At 62.9% G+C, this 18,424-nt stretch carries 19 protein-coding genes and 3 tRNA genes; 16 read left to right on the forward strand and 6 right to left on the reverse strand.

The features are described 5' to 3' along the window. Nucleotides 1–67 precede the first annotated feature (67 nt). From ribF to ispH, 5 genes are read left to right on the forward strand one after another with little or no spacing between them, the layout of a single operon-like run. The gene (gene ribF, locus NGJ21_RS17305) at nucleotides 68–1,018 is read left to right on the forward strand and encodes a bifunctional riboflavin kinase/FAD synthetase (RefSeq protein WP_046784653.1); all 951 of its coding nucleotides are present in this window, start codon (nucleotides 68–70) and stop codon (nucleotides 1,016–1,018) included. Continuing rightward, the gene (gene ileS / locus NGJ21_RS17310; protein WP_012316360.1) at nucleotides 1,015–3,846 is read left to right on the forward strand and encodes an isoleucine--tRNA ligase; all 2,832 of its coding nucleotides are present in this window, start codon (nucleotides 1,015–1,017) and stop codon (nucleotides 3,844–3,846) included. The genes ribF and ileS overlap by 4 nt, the downstream gene beginning before the upstream one ends. Further along, nucleotides 3,839–4,354, forward strand: coding sequence for a signal peptidase II (gene lspA, locus NGJ21_RS17315; RefSeq protein ID WP_012316359.1), 516 nt, complete (start codon nucleotides 3,839–3,841; stop codon nucleotides 4,352–4,354). Before ileS ends, lspA begins: the two co-directional genes overlap by 8 nt. Beyond that, nucleotides 4,347–4,784, forward strand: coding sequence for an FKBP-type peptidyl-prolyl cis-trans isomerase (gene fkpB / locus NGJ21_RS17320; protein ID WP_012316358.1), 438 nt, complete (start codon nucleotides 4,347–4,349; stop codon nucleotides 4,782–4,784). The genes lspA and fkpB overlap by 8 nt, the downstream gene beginning before the upstream one ends. Before the next feature lie 14 nt (nucleotides 4,785–4,798). Continuing rightward, nucleotides 4,799–5,746 carry a 4-hydroxy-3-methylbut-2-enyl diphosphate reductase gene (ispH, locus tag NGJ21_RS17325; RefSeq protein WP_012316357.1) on the forward strand — a complete coding sequence of 316 codons (948 nt, stop codon included), beginning with the start codon at nucleotides 4,799–4,801 and terminating at the stop codon, nucleotides 5,744–5,746. On the opposite strand, the gene NGJ21_RS17330 is transcribed toward ispH, so the two are convergent. Then, nucleotides 5,747–6,238: a GspH/FimT family pseudopilin gene (locus tag NGJ21_RS17330; RefSeq protein ID WP_119687802.1), complete on the reverse strand. Its 492-nt coding sequence runs from the start codon at nucleotides 6,236–6,238 to the stop codon at nucleotides 5,747–5,749. A 109-nt stretch (nucleotides 6,239–6,347) separates the two neighbouring features. On the opposite strand from NGJ21_RS17330, the gene NGJ21_RS17335 reads away from it, so the two are divergent. From NGJ21_RS17335 to thiO, 5 genes are read left to right on the forward strand one after another with little or no spacing between them, the layout of a single operon-like run. Next, nucleotides 6,348–6,557 carry a prepilin-type N-terminal cleavage/methylation domain-containing protein gene (locus NGJ21_RS17335; protein ID WP_046784650.1) on the forward strand — a complete coding sequence of 70 codons (210 nt, stop codon included), beginning with the start codon at nucleotides 6,348–6,350 and terminating at the stop codon, nucleotides 6,555–6,557. Continuing rightward, nucleotides 6,554–7,201 (forward strand): PilW family protein, encoded by a 648-nt coding sequence (locus tag NGJ21_RS17340; RefSeq protein WP_125923358.1) that lies wholly within the window; start codon nucleotides 6,554–6,556, stop codon nucleotides 7,199–7,201. Before NGJ21_RS17335 ends, NGJ21_RS17340 begins: the two co-directional genes overlap by 4 nt. After that, entirely contained in the window at nucleotides 7,198–7,671 is a 474-nt protein-coding gene (locus NGJ21_RS17345; protein WP_115273824.1) for a hypothetical protein, read from the forward strand. The genes NGJ21_RS17340 and NGJ21_RS17345 overlap by 4 nt, the downstream gene beginning before the upstream one ends. 1 nt (nucleotide 7,672) lies before the next feature. Further along, entirely contained in the window at nucleotides 7,673–8,062 is a 390-nt protein-coding gene (locus NGJ21_RS17350; protein WP_046784647.1) for a type IV pilin protein, read from the forward strand. Nucleotides 8,063–8,115: 53 nt separating this feature from the next. Next, on the forward strand, nucleotides 8,116–9,213 hold the full coding sequence (gene thiO / locus NGJ21_RS17355; protein WP_115273825.1) for a glycine oxidase ThiO: 1,098 nt from the start codon (nucleotides 8,116–8,118) through the stop codon (nucleotides 9,211–9,213). A 102-nt stretch (nucleotides 9,214–9,315) separates the two neighbouring features. Here thiO and NGJ21_RS17360 read toward each other — a convergent pair whose 3' ends face one another. After that, nucleotides 9,316–9,546 carry a PP0621 family protein gene (locus tag NGJ21_RS17360; RefSeq protein WP_012316350.1) on the reverse strand — a complete coding sequence of 77 codons (231 nt, stop codon included), beginning with the start codon at nucleotides 9,544–9,546 and terminating at the stop codon, nucleotides 9,316–9,318. A 93-nt stretch (nucleotides 9,547–9,639) separates the two neighbouring features. Beyond that, nucleotides 9,640–10,659 (reverse strand): outer membrane protein assembly factor BamD, encoded by a 1,020-nt coding sequence (locus tag NGJ21_RS17365; protein ID WP_012316349.1) that lies wholly within the window; start codon nucleotides 10,657–10,659, stop codon nucleotides 9,640–9,642. A gap of 147 nt (nucleotides 10,660–10,806) precedes the next feature. Here NGJ21_RS17365 and rluD point away from each other — a divergent pair, with 147 nt between their 5' ends. From rluD to NGJ21_RS17395, 6 genes are all read left to right on the forward strand, one after another. Next, entirely contained in the window at nucleotides 10,807–11,769 is a 963-nt protein-coding gene (gene rluD / locus NGJ21_RS17370) for a 23S rRNA pseudouridine(1911/1915/1917) synthase RluD (protein ID WP_039602973.1), read from the forward strand. Beyond that, nucleotides 11,766–12,506, forward strand: coding sequence for a peptidoglycan editing factor PgeF (pgeF, locus tag NGJ21_RS17375; protein WP_251962437.1), 741 nt, complete (start codon nucleotides 11,766–11,768; stop codon nucleotides 12,504–12,506). The genes rluD and pgeF overlap by 4 nt, the downstream gene beginning before the upstream one ends. Nucleotides 12,507–12,749: 243 nt before the next feature. Then, nucleotides 12,750–15,314 (forward strand): ATP-dependent chaperone ClpB, encoded by a 2,565-nt coding sequence (clpB, locus tag NGJ21_RS17380; protein ID WP_046784643.1) that lies wholly within the window; start codon nucleotides 12,750–12,752, stop codon nucleotides 15,312–15,314. A 422-nt stretch (nucleotides 15,315–15,736) separates the two neighbouring features. After that, a tRNA-Asn gene (locus tag NGJ21_RS17385) sits at nucleotides 15,737–15,812 on the forward strand. Between the two features lie 4 nt (nucleotides 15,813–15,816). Continuing rightward, nucleotides 15,817–15,893, forward strand: a tRNA-Pro gene (locus NGJ21_RS17390). Nucleotides 15,894–15,899: 6 nt separating this feature from the next. After that, nucleotides 15,900–15,975: transfer RNA gene (locus NGJ21_RS17395), tRNA-Lys, on the forward strand. 119 nt (nucleotides 15,976–16,094) lie between these two features. On the opposite strand, the gene NGJ21_RS17400 is transcribed toward NGJ21_RS17395, so the two are convergent. The 3 genes from NGJ21_RS17400 to NGJ21_RS17410 all read right to left on the reverse strand — a co-directional run bounded on the left by NGJ21_RS17400 (nucleotide 16,095) and on the right by NGJ21_RS17410 (nucleotide 18,410). Then, nucleotides 16,095–17,390, reverse strand: a complete 1,296-nt coding sequence (locus NGJ21_RS17400) for an NAD(P)/FAD-dependent oxidoreductase (RefSeq protein WP_251962438.1) — start codon at nucleotides 17,388–17,390, stop codon at nucleotides 16,095–16,097. A gap of 84 nt (nucleotides 17,391–17,474) precedes the next feature. Further along, on the reverse strand, nucleotides 17,475–17,648 hold the full coding sequence (locus NGJ21_RS17405) for a DUF3094 family protein (protein ID WP_251962439.1): 174 nt from the start codon (nucleotides 17,646–17,648) through the stop codon (nucleotides 17,475–17,477). Nucleotides 17,649–17,780: 132 nt separating this feature from the next. Continuing rightward, nucleotides 17,781–18,410 carry a DUF1780 domain-containing protein gene (locus tag NGJ21_RS17410; RefSeq protein WP_012316343.1) on the reverse strand — a complete coding sequence of 210 codons (630 nt, stop codon included), beginning with the start codon at nucleotides 18,408–18,410 and terminating at the stop codon, nucleotides 17,781–17,783. Between the last annotated feature and the right edge of the window lie 14 nt (nucleotides 18,411–18,424).

The following is an 18,424-nucleotide window of genomic DNA, read 5'->3' on the forward strand; positions in this document are numbered from 1 at the left end:
CGCTGCTGCCTGTCACCAGCGCCCGGGTGTGGTTATAATCGGCCACTTTATGAGCAAGAAGCGCGTTATGCAGCTGGTTCGAGGTCTTCACAACCTGCGCCCCGAGCACCGGGGCTGTGTCGCCACCATTGGCAACTTCGACGGGGTTCACCGCGGCCACCAGGCAATCCTGGCGCGCCTGCGCGAGCGCGGCCAGGCACTTGGCCTGCCTACGTGCGTGGTGATCTTCGAGCCGCAGCCGCGCGAGTACTTCGCTCCGGACACTGCGCCGGCCCGCCTGGCGCGCCTGCGTGACAAGGTCGAGCTGCTGGCTGGCGAAGGTATCGATAGGGTCTTGTGCCTGGCGTTCAACCAGCGCCTGAGCAACCTGAGCGCCGATGAATTCGTCGAGGCGATCCTGGTCGATGGCCTGGGCGTGCGCCACCTTGAAGTGGGCGACGACTTCCGCTTTGGCTGCGACCGCGCTGGCGATTTCACCTTCCTGATCGAAGCCGGCAAGCAGTACGGCTTCACCGTCGAGGCCGCCAACACGGTGATCCAGGACGGTTTGCGGGTCAGCAGCACCGAGGTGCGCCAGGCGCTGTCCGCAGGCAACTTCGAGCTCGCCGAGCACTTGCTGGGCCGCCCCTACAGCATTACCGGGCGCGTATTGCACGGCCAGAAGCTGGCCCGCCAGCTCGGCACGCCCACCGCCAACATCCAGCTCAAGCGTCGTCGCGTACCGTTGTCCGGGGTCTACCTGGCCAGCATCGAAATCGACGGCAAGGCCTGGCCGGGTGTCGGCAACATCGGGGTGCGCCCCACAGTGGCCGGCGACGGCCGCCCGCACCTTGAAATTCATCTACTGGATTATGCCGGCGATCTGTATGGCCGGCGCCTGACGGTGGAATTCCACCACAAGCTGCGTGAAGAGCAGCGATTCGCCTCCCTGGAGGCGCTGAAGTCGGCGATCGATGCGGATATCGCCGCCGCACGTGCACATTGGCACGCTCAACCGCTAACCAAGAGCCTGAAATGACCGACTACAAAGCCACGCTAAACCTTCCGGACACCGCCTTCCCCATGAAGGCCGGCCTGCCTCAGCGCGAACCGCAGATCCTGCAGCGCTGGGACAGCATTGGCCTGTACCAGAAGCTGCGCGAAATTGGCAAGGATCGTCCGAAGTTCGTCCTGCACGACGGCCCGCCCTATGCCAACGGCAAGATTCACATCGGTCATGCGCTGAACAAGATTCTCAAGGACATGATCGTCCGCTCCAAGACGCTGTCGGGCTTCGACGCGCCTTACGTACCCGGTTGGGACTGCCACGGCCTGCCGATCGAGCACAAGGTCGAAGTCACCCATGGCAAGCACCTGACGGCCGACCGCACTCGTGAGCTGTGCCGCGAATACGCTGCCGAGCAGATCGAAGGGCAGAAGACCGAGTTCATCCGCCTGGGTGTGCTGGGTGACTGGGACAACCCTTACAAGACCATGAACTTCGCCAACGAGGCCGGTGAAATCCGTGCCCTGGCCGAAATGGTCAAGCAGGGCTTCGTGTTCAAGGGCCTCAAGCCTGTTAACTGGTGCTTCGATTGCGGCTCCGCGCTCGCAGAAGCCGAGGTCGAGTACGCCGACAAGAAGTCGCAGACCATCGATGTGGCCTTCCCGGTCGCCGACGCTGACAAACTGGCTGCCGCGTTCGGCCTGCCGGCGCTGGCCAAGCCCGCTGCCATCGTGATCTGGACCACCACCCCGTGGACCATCCCCGCCAACCAGGCGCTGAACATCCACCCGGAGTTCAAGTACGCTCTGGTCGATACCGGCGAGCGTCTGCTGGTGCTGGCCGAAGAACTGGTCGAGTCGTGCCTCAAGCGCTACAACCTGGAAGGCTCGGTCATCGCCACCGCCCAAGGCTCGGCCCTGGAGCTGGTCAATTTCCGTCACCCCTTCTACGACCGCCTGTCGCCTGTCTACCTGGCCGACTACGTCGAGCTGGGCGCAGGTACCGGTGTGGTCCACTCCGCGCCAGCCTACGGTGAAGACGACTTTGTCACCTGCAAGCGCTACGGCATGGTCAACGACGATATCCTCACGCCGGTGCAGAGCAACGGTGTGTACGTCGAGTCGCTGGAGTTCTTTGGCGGCCAGTTCATCTGGAAGGCCAACCCGGCCATCGTCGAAAAGCTGAGCGAAGTCGGTGCGCTGATGCACACCGAGACCATCAGCCACAGCTACATGCACTGCTGGCGCCACAAGACCCCGCTGATCTACCGCGCTACCGCGCAGTGGTTCGTCGGCATGGACAAGCAGCCAAGCACTGGCGAGCCGCTGCGTGAGCGCGCGCTCAAAGCCATCGAAGACACCCAGTTCGTCCCGGCCTGGGGCCAGGCGCGCCTGCACTCGATGATCGCCAATCGCCCGGACTGGTGCATCTCGCGTCAGCGCAACTGGGGTGTGCCGATCCCGTTCTTCCTGCACAAGCAGACCGGCGAACTGCACCCGCGCACCGTCGAGCTGATGGAAGCCGTGGCCAAACGCGTCGAACAGGAAGGCATCGAGGCCTGGTTCAAGCTGGACGCCGCCGAACTGCTCGGTGATGAAGCCGGCCAGTACGACAAGATCACCGACACCTTGGACGTGTGGTTCGACTCCGGCACCACCCACTGGCACGTACTGCGCGGCTCGCACGACATCGGCCACGCCACCGGCCCGCGTGCGGACCTGTACCTGGAAGGCTCCGACCAGCACCGTGGCTGGTTCCATTCCTCGTTGCTGACCGGTTGCGCCATCGACAACCACGCGCCGTACCGCGAGCTGCTGACCCATGGCTTCACCGTGGACGAAAGCGGCCGCAAGATGTCCAAATCGCTGGGCAACACCATCGAGCCGGAAAAGGTCAACAACACCCTGGGTGCCGACATCCTGCGCCTGTGGGTATCGGCCACCGACTATTCGGGTGAGATGGCCGTTTCCGAGCAGATCCTGCAGCGCAGCGCCGACGCTTACCGTCGTATCCGCAACACCGCACGTTTCCTGCTTTCCAACCTGTCCGGCTTCGACCCGGCCCGCGACCTGCTGGCCCCAGAGGACATGCTGGCCCTGGACCGCTGGGCAGTGGACCGTACCCTGCTGCTGCAACGCGAGCTGGAAGAGCACTACAGCGAGTACCGTTTCTGGAATGTCTACTCGAAGATCCACAACTTCTGCGTGCAGGAACTGGGCGGCTTCTACCTCGACATCATCAAGGACCGCCAGTACACCACTGGCGCCAACAGTGTCGCCCGTCGTTCCTGCCAGACCGCGCTGTACCACATCAGCGAAGCGCTGGTGCGTTGGATCGCGCCGATCCTGGCCTTCACCGCCGATGAAATCTGGCAGTACCTGCCGGGCGAGCGCAACGAGTCGGTCATGCTCAACGGCTGGTACCAGGGCCTGAGCGAGCTGCCGGAAGGCACCGAGCTGGATCGCGCCTACTGGGACCGCGTGATGGCGGTCAAGGCTGCGGTCAACAAGGAGCTGGAAAACCAGCGTACCGCCAAGGTCATCGGCGGCAACCTGCAGGCCGAAGTTACCCTGTTCGCCGAAGAGGGCCTCAGCGCCGACCTGAGCAAGCTGGGCGATGAGCTGCGCTTCGTACTCATCACCTCCGCTGCCAGCGTGGTGCCGTTCGCCCAGGCGCCGGCCGATGCCGTGGCCACCGAAGTCGAAGGCCTCAAGCTGAAAGTGGTCAAGTCTGGTCACGCCAAGTGCGGCCGCTGCTGGCACTTCCGCGCCGACGTCGGCAGCCATCCGGAGCACCCGGAAATCTGCAGCCGTTGCGTCGACAACCTGAGCGGTTCCGGTGAGGTGCGCCACTATGCCTAACCCTGCAGCGGGGCGCTTCGGGCGCCTTGCATGGCTCTGGCTCAGCCTGCTGGTCCTGGTCGTTGACCAGGCCACCAAGCTGTATTTCAACAACGCCCTGAGCATGTACCAGCAGATCGTGGTCATCCCTGACTACTTCAGCTGGACCCTGGCCTACAACACCGGCGCGGCGTTCAGCTTCCTGGCCGACAGCTCCGGCTGGCAGCGCTGGCTGTTCGCCCTGATCGCCGTGGTGGTCAGCGCCGTGCTGGTGGTCTGGCTCAAGCGCCTGGGGCGCAACGAGACTTGGCTGGCCGTGGCGCTGGCGCTGGTGCTCGGTGGTGCGCTGGGCAACCTGTACGACCGCATCGTGCTGGGCCACGTGGTGGATTTCATCCTGGTGCACTGGAAGAACGTTCATCACTTCCCGGCCTTCAATGTGGCCGACAGCGCCATCACCGTTGGTGCGGTGATGCTGGCGCTGGATATGTTCAAGAGCAAGAAGTCCGAGGATCCGGTCCATGACTGACACCCGTATCGGCCAGAACACCGAAGTTACCCTGCACTTCGCGCTGCACCTGGAAAACGGCGACACCGTCGACAGCACGTTCGACAAGGCTCCAGCCACCTTCAAGGTCGGCGATGGCAACCTGCTGCCGGGTTTCGAGGCCGCGCTGTTCGGCTTCAAGGCCGGTGACAAGCGCACGGTCGTGGTTGCCCCGGAGAATGCTTTCGGCCAGCCTAACCCGCAGAACGTACAGGTCATGCCACGGTCCCAGTTCGAGGGCATGGAATTGTCCGAAGGGCTGCTGATCATCTTCAACGATGCCGCCAACACCGAATTACCCGGTGTGGTCAAAGCGTTCGATGACAACCAGGTGACCATCGACTTCAATCACCCACTGGCAGGCAAGACCCTTACCTTCGAGGTGGAGATCCTCGAGGTGAAGGCCCTGTAAGCCTGGAGCCGAGCATGCAAATCAAACTCGCCAACCCTCGCGGTTTCTGCGCAGGGGTCGACCGGGCGATCGAGATCGTCAACCGTGCGCTGGAAGTCTTCGGCCCGCCGATCTATGTGCGCCATGAAGTGGTGCACAACAAGTTCGTGGTGGAAGACCTGCGCAGCCGTGGCGCCATCTTCGTCGAAGAACTGGATCAGGTACCGGACGACGTCATCGTCATTTTCAGCGCCCATGGTGTTTCCCAGGCCGTGCGCCAGGAAGCCGCTGGCCGCGGCCTGAAAGTCTTCGACGCCACCTGCCCGCTGGTGACCAAGGTGCATATCGAGGTCGCCAAATACAGCCGTGACGGCCGTGAGTGCATCCTGATCGGCCACGAAGGGCACCCGGAAGTCGAAGGCACCATGGGGCAATACGACGCCAGCAACGGCGGTGCCATCTACCTGGTCGAAGACGAGGAGGATGTTGCCCGGCTGCAGGTGCGCGACCCGGACAACCTGGCGTTCGTCACCCAGACCACGCTATCGATGGACGACACCAGCCGTGTCATTGATGCCCTGCGTACGCGCTTCCCGAACATCGGCGGCCCGCGCAAAGACGACATCTGCTACGCCACTCAGAACCGCCAGGACGCCGTCAAGCAACTGGCCGGTGAGTGTGATGTGGTACTGGTGGTGGGCAGCCCTAACAGTTCCAACTCCAACCGCCTGCGTGAGCTGGCCGAGCGCATGGGTACCCCGGCCTACCTGATCGATGGCGCCGAGGACATGCAACGCGGCTGGTTCGACCAGGCTGCGCGGATTGGTATCACTGCTGGCGCTTCGGCCCCCGAAGTGCTGGTGCGTGGCGTGATCGACCAGCTCAAGGCTTGGGGTGCCACCGGCGCCGAAGAGCTTGATGGGCGCCCGGAGAACATCACGTTCTCCATGCCCAAAGAGCTGCGGGTTCGTTCGCTGATCTGATCAGCGGCCTGCGCACAGGGACTTTTTCAGTTCATCAGTGCGCAGGCTGACCCTACCGCTGGTCGCCAGCACAACACGGTGCCGGCTGGTTGCAGACGAGCGCTCACAGACCTCCAGCCGCCCCCCTGACAAGTTGTTGGTCTTCCCCAATGGCACACCCAGTGCGCTGAATTTTACCTGGTTCCCGATATTGGCTTTCACCCTTTGGGGCCGAGCCAGTCGGTACTCGCGCAGCAACTGCTGGTTATGCTCCAACAGCACGCGCCAACCCTTGCCCCAATCATTGTCCAAAGACTGCACCACTACCGCCTGGCCTTGCAGGGCCGCGTGGCTGCGTGCGCTACGCAGCGCCTGGGCCAAGTCGCGGGCTGCTGCTGCCCTGTGCAGGTCATCGCTCAATTTCGCGTAGGCCGGCATGCCAAGCTGCGTCAGCAGCGCCGCCATAGCCAGCCCGAACATCATTTGTATCAGTGTTACGCCCTGTTGCTTCACCGTGCATTCCTCCCTGGAAGTGCTTGGCTGTAGCTTCACGGTCGTTGGGCAAGAGGTCCAGTCGGCGAGGTGCAAGGCAATTGCGGGAAAGATCGCAGGAGGTGCAGGGATGCACACGAAACAACGGGGCATGACGCTTCTGGAGGTACTGTTGGCCGTAGCGGTGGTGGCACTGGGCATGTTCGCTGCCGCAGCGTTGCAGCTGCAGGCATTGCAGGCCACTGACAGTGCGCGTCGTGATATGCAGGATGCGCTGGGCGCCCATACGCTGCTTGAACGGGGCAAGGCCGCTGGCAAGCTGACGGTGCCGCGGCCATGAAGCGTGAGCAGGGTGGTTTCGGCCTGGTCGAGGCAATGCTTGCGCTTGCCATCGGCCTGATGCTGCTGACTGCCGCCAGCCAGCTTTTCATCTCGGCCCACCAGAGCTCACTCCTTCAATCTGCTGCGTTGCGCATGCAGGCGGACGCCCGTCTGGCATTGTTGCGTATGGCCCAGGATATCCGTATGGCCGGCATGTTCGGTTGCCTGCGCCTTGAGCCTGGCGACTTCAGGGACCCATCTGCGCGAGAAGCGTTTGCGCGGCCTTTGCAGGTTGGCCCGGCAAGCCTGAGCCTGATAGTGGCAGAGCCGCCTGGGTACCCCGGGGCTCCGGACTGGACCTTGCACACCGATTGTATCAGCGAGGCCGAAGTGCACGCGGGGCGTGCTCAAAGCCCCGGTTTGCCCTTGGCATTTCCCATCAGCCGGCACCACTACCAACTTCGCGGCAGCACACTGAGGTTCATGCGGCGCAACAGCTCTCAGCCCTTGGTCGACCACGTGCGCGAAATGCGCGTTGAACCTGTCGACACCGCCGAAGGGCAGCGGGTGGATGTGCAACTGACCTTGTTCGATCCTGGTCTGGGCATCGAGCAGCGTTACGACATGAGTGTGGCGATCCGCAACCCGGTTGCCAGGCCATGAAGCGCCAGCGTGGCATGGTACTGCTGCTGGCGCTGGTCCTCAGCCTTTTGCTTGGCCTGCTGGCGGCTTCGGCGTTGCGTGATGCCTTGGTGGAAACGCGCATGGCCGGCTACCTGCGCGAGGGTTTGCAGGCATTCGATCAGGCCGAAGCCACGCTGCTGGTCGCAGAGGCCGAACTGCAGCGCGCGCCGCCTGGGTTGTGCCAAGCGTGCCTGCCACCCCCGCGCGCGCATGACTTGCTGGGGCAATGGCAAGCCAGCGAGAGCGGTTACTTCCAGCTGCAGAACCTTGGCCTAACTACCCGGGCCGCGCATAGGCCGAGGGATGAGCCCGTCATGCTTTACCGGGTGACCGCAGTCAGCCGGCAACTCGCGGCCAGGCAAGTGCTGGAGGCGGTGTATGCCATGCCAGCGGCTCAAACACAGGCGCCGCAGCGGATTCTCTGGCGGCAGAGACTGAGGGAAGACTGACATGCAGCAAGGCCTGAGCCTGATCGAGTTGTTGATTGTCGTGGCTGTCACCGGCATTCTGGCAGCCATTGCCTACCCCAGTTACAGCGACCAGCTCAGGCGAGCCGCACGCAGCGAAGTGGTTGGCCTGCTGCATGACGCTGCCCTGCGCCTGGAACACCACCGTGTACGCACCGGCCAGTACGCCGAGGGCGAACCGGCATTGCCCGCTGGCAACCGCCATTACAGCCTGCATGCCGAACGCGGCAGCGATACCTTCACGCTGCGTGCACGGCGGCTGCCGCATGGTTTGATGGCGGACGATCGCTGCGGTGATTTCCAGCTCGACCAGGCCGGTGTACAGAGCAACCCGGATGGCACCGGGGCCATTGAGCGCTGCTGGGGGAGCTGAAGGTTGAATGATGCCCGTGCATCGCGGTTTTACTTCAGGTGTTGGATCGACAGATGAACAAGCAAGTAGTGGTGGTTGGCGGCGGGGTGATCGGCCTGCTGACGGCGTTCAACCTGGCGGCGAAGGTCGGCCAGGTAGTGGTATGTGACCAGGCCGAGGTCGGGCGTGAATCGTCCTGGGCGGGCGGCGGTATCGTCTCGCCGCTTTACCCTTGGCGCTACAGCCAGGCAGTCACTGCCCTGGCGCACTGGTCGCAGGACTTTTATCCACAGCTGGGTGAGCATCTGTTCTCCAGCACCGGTATTGATCCGCAAGTCCACACCACCGGCTTGTACTGGCTCGACCTGGACGATGAAGCCGAGGCGCTGGCCTGGGCAGAACGCGAGCGGCGGCCGCTCAGCCCTGTGGATATTTCGGCGGCCTATGACGCGGTCCCCGTACTGGGCCCAGGCTTCAAGCGCGCCATCTACATGGCAGGCGTGGCCAATGTGCGCAACCCGCGGCTGGTCAAGGCACTGAAGGCTGCGCTGCTGGCAATGCCCAACGTGACCTTGCGTGAGCACTGCCAGATCACCGGCTTTGTTCAGGACGGTGAGCGCGTGACTGGCGTGCAGACCGCAGACGGCGTGCTGCAGGCTGATGATGTCGTGCTCAGCGCTGGCGCCTGGAGCGGCGATCTGCTGCGCACGCTGGGCATTGAGCTGCCGGTGGAACCGGTGAAAGGCCAGATGATCCTGTTCAAGTGCGCCGAAGACTTCTTGCCGAGCATGGTGCTGGCCAAGGGACGCTATGCGATTCCGCGCCGTGACGGGCACATTTTGGTGGGCAGCACGCTGGAGCATGCCGGGTACGACAAGACCCCGACCGAGGATGCACTGGCGAGCCTCAAGGCTTCAGCGGCAGAGTTGTTGCCGGAGCTTGCGGATGCCACGGTGGTGGCGCACTGGGCAGGGCTGCGGCCAGGTTCGCCTGAAGGCATTCCGTATATCGGCCGAGTGCCGGGGCATGACGGGTTGTGGTTGAACTGTGGGCATTACCGCAATGGGTTGGTGCTGGCGCCAGCTTCGTGTCAGTTGTTTACTGATTTGCTGACAGGGGTGGAGCCGATCATTGACCCGGCGCCTTATGCCCCGGCCGGGCGTCTTGGCTGAAATCGCTGGGGCCGCTTAGCGGCCCAATCGCCGGCAAGACAGTTGCTCCCACAAGGTACAGGGGAGTCGGCTTGCCGGCGATTGGGCCCGTGCGGTACTGGCTCAGTCCTGCTGGCCAGGCCCTTGCTGAAGGTGCGCCTGGCTGCAATACCACTGACTGCCCTGCTGCAGCGCCCGGTCATTGGGCAGGTGCACGCCGCAGTGGGCGCAGCGCACCATCTTCAGCGGGTCGTCGAGTTTCGGCTCGGACGGCGACTGCTGGCTGATCTTGAATTTGCGCCACAGCCAGAACGCGGCGGCGATCAGGGCGATCCAGAAAAGTAGGCGAACCATGGTGTCCAGCTTGTCTATTGATTGAGGCGACAGTCTAGGACGAGGCCAATAAAAAAGGGAGACCTCAGTCTCCCTTTCTCGCACCCCGTTGAATCAGTCGAACAGACCAAAGGTCATGTAGCTGAACCAAGAGCGGTCTTTCTCGGCTTCTTTCGGCCCTTCCGGCAGGATCGGGTCGCCGTTTTCATCTTTGGGCAGCAAGTCCTGCGGCATCTCGGCGCGGGCATCCTGGAACTGGCGGACCACGTCCTGGTTGGCGCGGGTTTCACCCGGTGGCAGTGGCGCGTCGGTCTCGATCAGGCCCAGGGTGGCCTTGGACAGCCAGCCGCGGCCGTCAGACTCGGTCTGCTTGGGCTGGAACTCGCCATCGACCAGGCTCGGGTGGTCAGGGTAGTTTAGCTTGAGGGTTTCCAGGCTGGTGGCGGCCAGGTCGTCCAGGTGCATCTTCTGGTATGCCTCGACCATCACGGCCAGGCCGTCGCCGACCGATGGGGTTTCCTGGAAGTTTTCCACCACGTAGCGGCCACGGTTGGCGGCGGCCACGTAAGCCTGGCGGCTCAGGTAGTAGTCGGCCACGTGGATTTCATAAGACGCCAGCAGGTTGCGCAGGTAGATCATGCGCTGCTTGGCGTCCGGGGCGTAGCGGCTGTTGGGGAAGCGGCTGGTCAGCTGGGCGAATTCGTTGTACGAGTCGCGGGCGGCACCCGGGTCACGCTTGGTCATGTCCAGCGGCAGGAAGCGCGCCACCAGGCCGCGGTCCTGGTCGAACGAGGTCAGGCCCTTGAGGTAGTAGGCGTAGTCGACGTTCGGGTGTTGCGGGTGCAGGCGGATGAAGCGCTCGGCAGCCGACTTGGCAGCCTCGGGCTCGGAATTCTTGTAGTTGGCGTAGATCAGCTCGAGCTGCGCCTGGTCGGCGTAACGGCCGAACGGGTAGCGCGACTCCAGGGCCTTGAGCTTGTTCACGGCGCTGTTGTAGCTGGAGTTGTCCAGATCAGCCTGGGCCTGCTGATACAGCTCGGCCTCGCTGAGGTTCTCGTCAATGACCTCTTTATTAGAGGAACAGGCCGCGGTAAGCCCGAGGATGGCGATCAGCAGCAGGTGTTTCACTTGCATAGCGGCTTGCGTCCCTTTGACGGCCGCTGTCTTGGGCGGTGCCGTCCTGTTATGATGAGCGCCCCGGCCAACCCCGGGACAAAAGAAGCCGTATTTAACCACAAGCTCGCAGCCGAAACCAAAGGCTGTGCGCCCGCCGAATCGAGCATGTCCGAGATCATTCAACTTAGCGCAGAGGTACCGTCCGAACTGGGCGGTCAACGCCTCGACCAGGTCGCCGCCCAATTGTTCGCCGAGTACTCGCGTTCGCGGCTTACTTCGTGGATCAAAGAGGGCCGCCTGACGGTCGATGGTGCCGTCGTGCGCCCTCGAGACACCGTCCATGGTGGCTCCATGCTTGCACTTGAGGCCGAGCAAGAGGCCCAGGGCGAGTGGATCGCCGAAGACATCGAGCTGGACATCGTCTACGAAGACGACCAGATCATGGTGATCAACAAGCCGGCCGGGCTGGTCGTGCACCCGGCTGCCGGGCACGCCAGTGGCACATTGCTCAACGCCTTGCTGCACCATGTGCCGGATATCGTCAACGTACCGCGCGCTGGCATTGTCCATCGCCTGGACAAAGACACCACCGGCCTGATGGTCGTGGCCAAGACCCTGCAGGCGCAGACCAAGCTGGTCGAGCAGCTGCAGAGCCGTACGGTCAGCCGGATCTACGAGTGCATCGTGATCGGCGTGGTGACTGCCGGCGGCAAGATCAACGCCCCGATCGGCCGTCACGGTGGCGCACGCCAGCGTATGGCGGTGACCGAAGGCGGCAAGCCGGCGGTCAGCCACTACCGTGTGCTCAAGCGCTTCCGTTCGCACACCCACGTGCGGGTCAAGCTCGAAACCGGCCGTACTCACCAGATCCGAGTGCACATGGCCCATGTCGGTTTCCCGCTGGTCGGCGACCAGACCTACGGCGGCCGCTTCCGCATCCCGCCGGCAGCCAGCCCGACCATGGTCGAGGCGGTCAAGACCTTCCCGCGCCAGGCCCTGCACGCACGCTTCCTGGCGCTGGACCACCCCACTACCGGTGAGCGCATGGAGTGGGCGTCGGAACTGCCGGATGACTTCGTCTGGTTGCTGTCGCTGCTGAACCAGGACCGCGAGGCGTTTATCGGATGAGTGGCCTGACGCAGGCGCTGCTGTTCCCCGACTGGCCCGCCCCGGCCTCGGTTCGCGCCTGTGTCACCACCCGCCAGGGTGGCATTAGCCTGCCGCCCTATGAATCCTTCAACCTCGGTGACCACGTGGGCGACGACCCGCTTGCGGTCGCCGAGAACCGCCGCCGCCTGAGCGACGAATATGCCATTCAGCCCGCCTGGCTCAAGCAGGTGCATGGCCTGATCGTGGCGGATGCCGACCCATCGGTGGTCGCCGAAGCCGACGCCAGCTGGACCGACCAGCCAGGCATTGCCTGTACCGTAATGACTGCCGACTGCCTGCCCGTGCTGTTTTGCGACCGCGCGGGCACCCGTGTAGCTGCCGCACATGCGGGCTGGCGCGGGCTGGCCGGTGGCGTGCTGGAAGCCACGCTGGAGCGCCTGGCATTGCCGCCTGAAGAGGTGCTGGTGTGGTTGGGGCCTGCCATCGGCCCGCAGGCATTCGAAGTGGGCCTGGAAGTGCGGGATGCCTTCACCGCTGTGCACCCGGAGGCTGCCAAGGCCTTTGTCGAGGGTGAGCGGCCGGGCAAGCTGATGGCCGACATCTATGCGCTGGCGCGCATTCGCCTGGCGGCGCGCGGTGTGACAGCTGTTTATGGCGGTGGTTTTTGCACCGTCAGCGATGAGCGGTTTTTCTCCTATCGCCGCACCCCGCAGGGTGGGCGGTTTGCTTCTTTGGTCTGGCTAGATCCTCGCTGACAGGCCCGGCCTCATCGCCGGCAAGCCGGCTCCCACAAGTACCCACCTTTCTTGAAGTTTGCGCATTCCTGTGGCCGGCTTGCCGGCGATTGGGGCACCGCTAATCCATTAGGCTGACTTTAGTCAACCCCGCTACGCTTGAAACTTCCAGAATCACCCTTATCTATAAGGTCATCTCAGGCAGGTTTCTTCATCAAAGGCGCTGTCCATCGCTCCGACCTGCCCTTACAGGAAGGTATCCCCATGCGAATAGACCGTTTGACCAGCAAGCTTCAATTAGCGATATCCGATGCCCAGTCCCTGGCCGTTGGCATGGACCACCCTGCCATCGAACCCCTGCACCTGTTGCAGGCGTTGATCGAGCAGCAAGGTGGTTCGATCAAGCCACTGCTCATGCAGGTCGGCTTCGACATCAACAACCTGCGCCAGGCACTGGTAAAAGAACTCGACCAGCTGCCGAAAATCCAGAACCCCACCGGCGATGTGAACATGTCGCAGGACTTGGCGCGCCTGCTCAACCAGGCCGACCGCCTGGCCCAGCAGAAGGGCGACCAGTTCATTTCCAGCGAGCTGGTGCTGCTCGCCGCCATGGATGAGAACAGCAAGCTCGGCAAGCTGCTGCTTAGCCAAGGCGTGAGCAAGAAGGCCCTGGAAAACGCCATCAACAACCTGCGCGGCGGCGCGGCGGTGAACGACGCCAATGCCGAAGAGTCACGCCAGGCGCTGGACAAGTACACCGTCGACCTGACCAAGCGTGCTGAAGAGGGCAAGCTGGACCCGGTCATCGGCCGTGACGACGAAATCCGCCGCACCGTGCAGGTGCTGCAGCGCCGTACCAAGAACAACCCTGTGCTGATCGGCGAACCCGGCGTGGGCAAGACTGCTATCGCCGAAGGCCTGGCCCAGCGCATCATCAACGGTGAAGTGCCGGACGGCCTCAAGGGCAAGCGCCTGCTGGCGCTGGACATGGGCGCGCTGATCGCCGGTGCCAAGTACCGCGGTGAGTTCGAAGAGCGCCTCAAGTCGTTGCTCAACGAGCTGTCCAAGCAGGAAGGCCAGATCATCCTGTTCATCGACGAGCTGCACACCATGGTCGGTGCCGGTAAAGGCGAAGGCGCCATGGACGCTGGCAACATGCTCAAGCCGGCGCTGGCCCGTGGTGAACTGCATTGCGTCGGTGCCACCACGCTCAACGAATACCGCCAGTTCATCGAGAAGGACGCCGCCCTGGAGCGGCGCTTCCAGAAGGTACTGGTGGAGGAGCCGAGCGAGGAAGACACCATCGCCATCCTGCGTGGCCTCAAAGAGCGCTATGAAGTGCACCACAAGGTGGCCATCACCGACGGCGCGATCATTGCCGCGGCCAAGCTCAGCCACCGCTACATCACCGACCGCCAGCTGCCGGACAAGGCCATCGACCTGATCGACGAAGCGGCCAGCCGTATCCGCATGGAGATCGACTCCAAGCCGGAAGTGCTCGACCGCCTCGACCGTCGCCTGATCCAGCTGAAGGTGGAATCCCAGGCGCTGAAGAAAGAAGAAGACGAAGCAGCCAAGAAGCGCCTGGAGAAGCTGACCGAGGAAATCGAGCGCCTGGAGCGTGAGTATTCCGACCTCGAAGAAATCTGGGCGTCCGAGAAGGCAGAAGTGCAGGGCTCGGCGCAGATCCAGCAAAAGATCGAGCAAGCCCGCCAGGAGCTGGAAGCGGCCCGTCGCAAAGGCGACCTGAACCGCATGGCCGAACTGCAGTACGGGGTTATCCCGGACCTGGAGCGCAGCCTGCAGATGGTCGACCAGCATGGCAAGACCGAAAACCAGCTGCTGCGCAACAAGGTGACCGAGGAAGAGATTGCCGAAGTAGTGTCCAAGTGGACCGGCATCCCGGTGGCCAAGATGCTGGAAGGCGAGCGCGAAAAACTGCTGAAAATGGAAGACCTGCTGCACCAGCGCGTGATCGGCCAGCACGAGGCGGTGACCGCCGTAGCCAACGCCGTACGCCGTTCGCGTGCAGGCCTTTCCGACCCGAACCGGCCAAGTGGTTCGTTCATGTTCCTCGGCCCGACCGGTGTGGGCAAGACCGAGCTGTGCAAGGCCCTGGCCGAATTCCTGTTCGACACCGAAGAGGCTATGGTGCGGATCGACATGTCCGAGTTCATGGAGAAACACTCCGTGGCTCGCCTGATCGGCGCCCCACCAGGCTATGTAGGTTATGAAGAGGGCGGTTACCTGACCGAAGCGGTACGGCGCAAGCCTTACTCGGTGGTGCTGCTGGATGAAGTGGAGAAAGCCCACCCGGATGTGTTCAACGTGCTGCTGCAGGTGCTCGAGGATGGCCGCCTGACCGACAGCCATGGCCGTACGGTGGACTTCCGCAACACGGTGATCGTGATGACTTCCAACCTGGGCTCGGCGCAGATCCAGGAGCTGGCCGGTGATCGCGAAGCGCAGCGTGCGGCAGTGATGGATGCGGTGGGTGCGCACTTCCGTCCGGAGTTCGTCAACCGGATCGACGAAGTGGTGGTGTTCGAGCCCTTGGGCCGCGAGCAGATCGCCGGCATCACCGAGATCCAGCTTGGCCGCCTGCGCAGCCGCCTGAGCGAGCGCGAGCTGGCCTTGAGCCTGAGCCCGGAGGCGTTGGACAAGCTGATCGCGGTGGGTTACGACCCGGTGTATGGCGCCCGGCCGCTGAAGCGGGCGATCCAGCGCTGGATCGAGAACCCGCTGGCGCAAATGATCCTGGCCGGCAAATTCATGCCGGGTTCGGCGATCACTGCCAAGGTGGAAGGCGAAGAAATCGTGTTCGCCTGATCCCTACGCTGCAAAAACTAGCCCCGCACCTGCGGGGCTTTTTTAAGGCCGCAGCGTTTCGGCAGCCCACGGGGAACCCTGTGGGGGGCGGCTTGCCGGCAAATAGCCCCGGCCAAACCCAGCAAAATCGGGGCCTCGCCAGTTTTTTCCATAACTTGCTGAAATTTTTGAAAAAAACGCTTGCACAGAAATTAGAGTGCCCCTAATATACGCCGCGTTGTCAGGCACTAAGCGAATCACCAGCAACATCGGTGACCGCAAAACAACTTAGAAATCAGTAAGTTGAATGAAAAAAAGTGGTTGACAAGCAAAACGAAGAATGTAGAATAGCCGGCCTCAGCAGCGACAACGCGAAAGCGGATAGCCAAAGAGATCGAAGCTAACACAGACTTCGAAGCTGTAAAGATGTACCGAAGTTCAGTTCCGCGATAGCTCAGTCGGTAGAGCAAATGACTGTTAATCATTGGGTCCCTGGTTCGAGTCCAGGTCGCGGAGCCAATCTCGGGGTGTAGCGCAGTCCGGTAGCGCGCCTGCTTTGGGAGCAGGATGTCAGGAGTTCGAATCCCCTCACCCCGACCATTTTCAGGGTCGTTAGCTCAGTTGGTAGAGCAGTTGGCTTTTAACCAATTGGTCGTAGGTTCGAATCCTACACGACCCACCATGTAAAAAGGGCATCTCAACTGAGATGCCCTTTTTCTTTTGTCTCGCGAAAAGTTTTGGCCAGTACCGCCAACCGGAAGCAAAAAAAAGGGCCGCATCAGCGGCCCCCTTTCTACACGATCAGTGCAGCTTCAGTCGCGGCTCAGTGCCCCGCCCAATCTTGCTACCCAGCATCATCATCGCCGTGCGGAAGAACCCGTACAGCGCCATCTGGTGCATGCGATACAGCGACACATAAAACATCCGCGCCAGCCAGCCTTCCAGCTTCACGCTACCCATCAGGTTGCCCATCAGGTTACCCACCGCCGAGAAGCGCGACAGCGACACCAGCGAACCGTAATCCTTGTAGGCATAGGTCGGCAGCGGCTTGTGCTCCAGGCGCGCTTTCAGGCTCTTGGCCAGCATCTCGGCCTGCTGGTGCGCTGCTTGGGCGCGTGGCGGCACGTTGCGGTCGCTGCCCGGTTGCGGGCAGGCTGCACAGTCACCGAAGGCGAAGATGTCATCGTCGCGGGTGGTTTGCAGGGTAGGGCGCACCACCAGCTGGTTGATACGGTTGGTTTCCAGGCCGTCGATATCCTTGAGGAAGCCCGGCGCACGAATACCGGCCGCCCACACCTTGAGGCTGGCCTGGATCACTTCACCGTTGGCGGTCTTCAAGCCATCGGCGGTCACTTCGCTGACGGCAGCGTTGGTCATCACCGTCACGCCGAGCTTTTCCAGGGTCTTGTGTACCGGCACGCTGATGCGCTCTGGCAGCGCCGGCAGCACGCGCGGGCCCGCCTCGATCACGGTGATGTGCATGTCTTTTGGCTGGATACGGTCCAGGCCATAAGCCGCCAGTTCGTGCGCTGCGTGGTGCAGTTCGGCCGCCAGCTCCACACCGGTGGCACCGGCGCCGACGATCGCCACGCTGATCTTCTCGCTGGCCTGGTCACCCGCATGGGCACGCAGGTAGTGGTTGAGCAGTTGCTGGTGGAAACGCTCGGCCTGCTTGCGGGTGTCCAGGAACAGGCAGTGCTGCGCCGCGCCCAGGGTACCGAAGTCGTTGGTGTTGCTGCCCACGGCAATGACCAGGGTGTCATAGCGCAATGTGCGCGCAGGCACCAGCTCGCGGCCCTCTTCATCGAGGGTGGCGGCCAGCTGGATCTGCTTGCCTTCACGGTCCAGGCCGCTCATGCGCCCCAGCTGGAAGTTGAAGTGGTTCCACTTGGCCTGGGCCACGTAGTTCAGTTCGTCTTCCGAGGAGTTGAGCGAGCCGGCGGCCACTTCGTGCAGCAGCGGCTTCCAGATGTGCGTGAGGTTGGCGTCGACCAGGGTGATCTCGGCCTGCTTGCGCTTGCCGAGGGTTTTACCCAGGCGGGTCGCCAGTTCCAGGCCGCCGGCGCCGCCGCCGACAATCACGATGCGATGAGTCATGGGGATATCTCATAAGGTTTACGGAATTCGTGGCCCCAGGGGCCTGCCGCAAACTGCAAGAGGGGAGGGCGAGCGCGAGGCAGCTCATAGCAGCAGTCCACTCAACAGGCGGCTGATGAGGCCCAGCCCGATGGTCACGGCCACCACCAGCACAAGGAGCAGCCACGGCCGGAATGGCTTGCGCTCGACTTGGTGCTGAGGGGCTCGCAGATACTCATCGACACGACGCTGATCTTCCGGATTCAGTCGGCTGGTCATGGTGGGCCTCGTCAGGTAGACGTATGTGACTGCCTGAACGCTACAGCGTTCCGGCAAGTACTTGAGACAAATGATAAAGCTTTCTATCCCTGGCGCCGAGTGTACGCCATCGCAAAGACTCTCGGCACTGGATCAAAGACTGATGCCCACGTCGAACACGATGCTGCGCCCCAGGTTGCCGCGCAGAAAGTCCGGGGCATCAGGGTGGGCGAACAGCACCCGGGCAAAGGTCGGCCCCACCAGCGACAGCGAGCGCCAACCCTGGCGCAGGTACTCGGTGGGCGGCGGAAAGTGGGTGTTGAGGTCGAGCACTTCACGCTTGAGGCTGGCGAAGGCGATGATGTCCAGCTCGCTCAGGTCCAGCCCGCGTTCGCGATAGTTGTGCGCCTTTTTGCGCAAGGTGGGCGCCAGCCGCGCCAGCAGCTCGGTGGCGGCGATACGCCTGGGCCGCGCCTCGCGCCGTACCAGCTGGGCCAGTGAAAAGGCGCTGCGCCTTCGCTGCAGCTCTTCGCGCCACTCATCATTGAGCCGGCGGCCTTCGTCGAGCACAAAAAACACCTCGAACGACGCATCGCGGAACAGCACGTCGGGCGGCTCCTGGCCGGCCGGGGTGAAATCTTCACTGCGATAGGGGATGTTCAGCCCCTGCAGCAGGCGCTGGCATACCCAACGCTCCCGCTCCCATTTGCGAGCATTGGAGAGGAATGCATTGGCTTGTTCGGCCTGGATGGTGAGCAGGCGCAGGTAGTCTGAGTCATCCATGCTTACAGCTTAGA

Source organism: Pseudomonas sp. Marseille-Q5299 (genome assembly GCF_943737035.1).
GTDB lineage: Bacteria > Pseudomonadota > Gammaproteobacteria > Pseudomonadales > Pseudomonadaceae > Aquipseudomonas > Aquipseudomonas putida_E.

Bases quoted from the DNA above. Each gene is read 5' to 3' on its own strand.
- lspA (WP_012316359.1), top strand. From the start codon at position 3,839: ATGCCTAACCCTGCAGCGGGGCGCTTCGGGCGCCTTGCATGGCTCTGG.
- NGJ21_RS17345 (WP_115273824.1), top strand. From the start codon at position 7,198: ATGAAGCGCCAGCGTGGCATGGTACTGCTGCTGGCGCTGGTCCTCAGC.
- fkpB (WP_012316358.1), top strand. From the start codon at position 4,347: ATGACTGACACCCGTATCGGCCAGAACACCGAAGTTACCCTGCACTTC.
- ispH (WP_012316357.1), top strand. From the start codon at position 4,799: ATGCAAATCAAACTCGCCAACCCTCGCGGTTTCTGCGCAGGGGTCGAC.
- pgeF (WP_251962437.1), top strand. From the start codon at position 11,766: ATGAGTGGCCTGACGCAGGCGCTGCTGTTCCCCGACTGGCCCGCCCCG.
- NGJ21_RS17340 (WP_125923358.1), top strand. From the start codon at position 6,554: ATGAAGCGTGAGCAGGGTGGTTTCGGCCTGGTCGAGGCAATGCTTGCG.
- NGJ21_RS17400 (WP_251962438.1), bottom strand. From the start codon at position 17,390: ATGACTCATCGCATCGTGATTGTCGGCGGCGGCGCCGGCGGCCTGGAA.
- NGJ21_RS17335 (WP_046784650.1), top strand. From the start codon at position 6,348: ATGCACACGAAACAACGGGGCATGACGCTTCTGGAGGTACTGTTGGCC.
- ribF (WP_046784653.1), top strand. From the start codon at position 68: ATGCAGCTGGTTCGAGGTCTTCACAACCTGCGCCCCGAGCACCGGGGC.
- NGJ21_RS17365 (WP_012316349.1), bottom strand. From the start codon at position 10,659: ATGCAAGTGAAACACCTGCTGCTGATCGCCATCCTCGGGCTTACCGCG.
- NGJ21_RS17360 (WP_012316350.1), bottom strand. From the start codon at position 9,546: ATGGTTCGCCTACTTTTCTGGATCGCCCTGATCGCCGCCGCGTTCTGG.
- NGJ21_RS17350 (WP_046784647.1), top strand. From the start codon at position 7,673: ATGCAGCAAGGCCTGAGCCTGATCGAGTTGTTGATTGTCGTGGCTGTC.
- NGJ21_RS17410 (WP_012316343.1), bottom strand. From the start codon at position 18,410: ATGGATGACTCAGACTACCTGCGCCTGCTCACCATCCAGGCCGAACAA.
- rluD (WP_039602973.1), top strand. From the start codon at position 10,807: ATGTCCGAGATCATTCAACTTAGCGCAGAGGTACCGTCCGAACTGGGC.
- ileS (WP_012316360.1), top strand. From the start codon at position 1,015: ATGACCGACTACAAAGCCACGCTAAACCTTCCGGACACCGCCTTCCCC.
- NGJ21_RS17405 (WP_251962439.1), bottom strand. From the start codon at position 17,648: ATGACCAGCCGACTGAATCCGGAAGATCAGCGTCGTGTCGATGAGTAT.
- thiO (WP_115273825.1), top strand. From the start codon at position 8,116: ATGAACAAGCAAGTAGTGGTGGTTGGCGGCGGGGTGATCGGCCTGCTG.
- clpB (WP_046784643.1), top strand. From the start codon at position 12,750: ATGCGAATAGACCGTTTGACCAGCAAGCTTCAATTAGCGATATCCGAT.